The sequence below is a fragment of the Nocardioides sp. P5_C9_2 genome (genome assembly GCF_054049555.1).
This window is the reverse complement of the sequence record NZ_JBFUMD010000518.1, coordinates 1-2628: the sequence shown is the minus strand read 5'-3', so window position 1 is coordinate 2628 and position 2628 is coordinate 1. Positions and strand designations below refer to the sequence as shown.

At 72.6% G+C, this 2628-nt stretch carries 3 protein-coding genes and 1 pseudogene; 1 reads left to right on the top strand and 3 read right to left on the bottom strand.

Features of this window, described 5'->3' with window-relative positions:
• Together ACXJKL_RS19055 and fdxA are read right to left on the bottom strand one after the other, a co-directional pair.
• Positions 1-190, bottom strand: a pseudogene (locus ACXJKL_RS19055) (hypothetical protein); the annotation flags it as partial.
• Positions 187-513, bottom strand: a complete 327-nt coding sequence (fdxA, locus tag ACXJKL_RS19050; protein ID WP_457208573.1) for a ferredoxin — start codon at positions 511-513, stop codon at positions 187-189. The pseudogene ACXJKL_RS19055 and the gene fdxA, both read right to left, overlap by 4 nt.
• Positions 514-568: 55 nt before the next feature.
• Between fdxA and ACXJKL_RS19045 the strand changes: the two genes are divergently transcribed.
• The gene (locus tag ACXJKL_RS19045) at positions 569-1540 is read left to right on the top strand and encodes a GNAT family N-acetyltransferase (RefSeq protein WP_457208572.1); all 972 of its coding nucleotides are present in this window, start codon (positions 569-571) and stop codon (positions 1538-1540) included.
• On the opposite strand, the gene ACXJKL_RS19040 is transcribed toward ACXJKL_RS19045, so the two are convergent.
• Positions 1530-2510 (bottom strand): DUF389 domain-containing protein, encoded by a 981-nt coding sequence (locus ACXJKL_RS19040; RefSeq protein WP_457208571.1) that lies wholly within the window; start codon positions 2508-2510, stop codon positions 1530-1532. The genes ACXJKL_RS19045 and ACXJKL_RS19040 overlap by 11 nt on opposite strands.
• Positions 2511-2628: the final 118 nt, after the last annotated feature.

Genomic DNA, 2628 nt, shown 5'->3' with positions numbered 1-2628 from the left:
GCACGACCTGGGGCGTGGGGTCGACCGGGGTGCCGATCGAGAGGTCCACGATGCCGTCCGGGTGCGCGCGCGCCCGGGCGGCGTACTCCGTGAGCCGGTCCCACGGGAAGTCGGGGAGACGCTGCGACACCAGGGGTCGGGGGTTTCGGGACGGTCGCTGCACGACCTCCTCCACCTCCGACGGGGTCACTCCTCGTGCTCCTGCGGGGGCAGGGCGGCGACGAGCGGGTGGTCCTTGTCGATCTCACCCATCTTGGCGGCGCCGCCGGGCGAGCCGAGGTCGTCGAAGAACTGGACGTTGGCCTCGTAGTAGGCCTTCCACTCCTCGGGGGTGTCGTCCTCGTAGAAGATCGCCTCCACCGGGCAGACAGGCTCGCAGGCACCGCAGTCGACGCACTCGTCGGGGTGGATGTAGAGCATGCGCTTGCCCTCGTAGATGCAGTCGACGGGGCACTCGTCGACGCACGCGCGGTCCTTGAGGTCGACGCACGGCTGGGCGATGACGTAGGTCACCGGGTCCTCCTGGAGGCAAGGGGTGGGGCGAACGTGACCACTCTAATATCTCGCCATGCCCTTGACGCCGGAGCCCCATGCCGTGGGCAGGCACCTGCTCGGACCCCACGTGGTCGGACAGCGGGTCGTGGTCCGCCACGTCGTGCGCGGCGAGACCGGGCCGACGGGCGGGCCGGCCCTCAACGACGTCCTCGGGGTCTGCCGATCGTGGTCCACCGGACCCGACGGCGTCGTCGTGATCGACGCGGACCGCGGTCCCGTCTCCGTGCCGGTGGCCGACATCGTCTCCGGCAAGCCGGTGCCGCCACGGCCCTCGGTGCGCCACCGYGACTCCCCGCGCGAGGTCGAGCTGCACACCCACGTGCTGTGGCCCGACCTGGTCGCCGAGCCGCTGGGCGAGTGGGTGCTGCGCTGCGCCCCGGCGTACGACGGACGGTTGCGGCGGCGTGCCAACTCGGCGCTCGCGATGGGCGACCCCGGGCTGCCCCTGGCGGACGCCTCCGCCGCCGTGCAGGCGTGGCACCGCGAGCGGGACCGGGAGCCGATGGTGATGGCCGTCGCCGGGTCGGGGGAGGAGTCCGGGCTGCTGGACCTCGGCTGGCGCGACCTCGGCAGCGGGTCGGCGCACTGCCAGGTGGCCGGGGTCGCGAAGGCCCTGCGGGCATGCAACGCGCCGTCACGTGAGCTCCACGCCCCACCGGAGGGGGGTGGAGATGGGCTGACGGAGCGTTACAGCGAGGAGGGCGACCGGCTGGTGGTCGACCGCGCGGACGGTACGGCGACCGGTCGCGCGACGCTGGACGACGACTGGGTGGTGCTCGACGCCATCGCGGTGGACGCCGGCCACCGGCGTCGCGGACTCGGCACGCACGTGGTGGCCGAGCTCCTCGACTGGGCGGCCTCGCAGGGCGCGCGGACGGCGGTGCTCCAGGTGGAGGCGGACAACCCGGGCGCGGTGCGGCTCTACGAGGGGTTGGGCTTCGTCACCCACCACACCTACCGCTACCTGGTGCCCGCTACCGCGTGAGCGGCTGGTCGCCCCGCTCGCCGCGCGCGAAGAGCCGCTGCGCCCCGACCAGGACGCGGTTCCACACGGCCCGCAGGAGGACCAGGACCAGCACCCCGGCGACCAGCATGCCGAAGAGGTTGACCCCCAGCTGCGCGATGGAGCCACGCATCTCCGAGGGCGCCCACGTGCCGATGGCCAGGGCCAGGTTGCCGGCCGCCGGGACGGTGGTGACCGAGATGAAGACGCCCACCATGGCGTTGGCACGCGCCGTGGACAGGGCCAGGACACCCGCGGCACCGGCGATCAGCGCGACGATGAAGGACCAGCGGTCGGGGTGCCAGATGAAGCCGGTCTGCGGCCGGTCCCGCGTGACCATGTCGGGGGTGACCAGTCCCGTCAGGTTGGCCACGAAGCTGAGCAGGGCGACGACGGTGATCGCCACGACGAAGCTCAACACGAGCAGGCGCAGCGCGCGGATCGTCAGCCCACGACGGCCGAAGACGATCCCGGTGGCGATCGCGGCGACGGTGCCGAACTCCGGCCCGACCACCATCGCACCGATCACCAGCACCGCCGAGTCGGTGATCACCGCGATCGCCGCCAGCAGGGTCGCCAGCACCAGGAAGACGTGGAAGGACACCGTGGGCCGGCTCGCGGTGTAGGCCTGCTCGATGACCGAGTCCCAGATCACCGCGTCCTCGGGGTCGCCGGGGGCGACCGCCTCCAGACGTCGGGCGGCGGCGAAGGGCGTGGCGGTCGGGGTGGTCACCACGATGCCGCCCTCCTCGTCGAGCCCGAGGGCCTTGAGCCGGGTGAGCACCTCCCCGACCAGCTCGCGGGCGACGTCGCACTCGACGAGGTCACCCACCGGGGAGCGGGAGACCCCGACCTGCACGGTGAGGTTGGCCGAGCGGTCCTGGCTCTGCAGCAGGTCGACCACGTCGTCACTGAGCTCGGTGGGGACGGTCAGCCGCAGGTGCATGAGCATGCCGGTGAGTGTGCCGCAACGCCGGCCCCGGAGACGTCCACCACAACCGACGTGCGTTGGAGGACCTGCTGGCCTAGCATGCGGACTCGACGACCGCGGGACCTGACACCTCCCCTGC